Source organism: Paenalcaligenes sp. Me52, assembly GCF_050487965.1.
GTDB lineage: Bacteria > Pseudomonadota > Gammaproteobacteria > Burkholderiales > Burkholderiaceae_B > Paenalcaligenes.
On record NZ_JBKQFO010000036.1, the window covers coordinates 1 to 627 of the forward strand.

A 627-nucleotide genomic window follows, 5' to 3' on the forward strand; every position below is an offset into this window, starting at 1 on the left:
TAAGAGTATTGTAACGTGGCAGAACATTTTACTGTCTGTATCTATAAATTATATCAATGGATTTTTTAATTCAGGGAATTTTTATGGCTCAAGTTATTAATGAAATGGATGTTCCGTCCCATTCGTTTGTTTTTCATGGTACAGGTGAGAGATATTTTCTTATTTGTGTGGTGAATGTGTTGTTAACGATTATAACGCTAGGTATCTATTTACCATGGGCATTAATGAAATGTAGGCGTTATCTCTATGCTAATTTGGAAGTTAACGGACAACGATTTTCTTATGGAATTACTGGTGGGAATGTTTTTTTTAGTTGTCTTGTTTTTGTTTTTTTCTATTTCGCAATCTTAATGACAGTGTCAGCAGATATGCCGCTTGTTGGCTGTGTTTTGACTTTGTCACTGTTGGTTTTGCTTATATTTATGGCAGCAAAAGGACTGCGTTATCAGGCCTTGATGACCAGTCTCAACGGCGTAAGATTTAGTTTTAATTGCTCTATGAAAGGGTTCTGGTGGGTAACCTTTTTCTTGCCGATTTTAATGGCCATTGGGATGGGGACTGTTTTCTTTATCTCGACAAAGATGCTACATGCCAATAGTTCAAGTAGTGTTATTATATCTGTGGTTC

The 627-nt window shown here is 35.9% G+C and carries 1 protein-coding gene; it reads left to right on the forward strand.

Translation table 11 applies throughout. The features are described 5' to 3' along the window. Nucleotides 1–83: 83 nt before the first annotated feature. Nucleotides 84–627: DUF898 family protein (locus ACLO87_RS16830; RefSeq protein ID WP_430224350.1), on the forward strand; the 544-nt coding region annotated here is incomplete at its 3' end.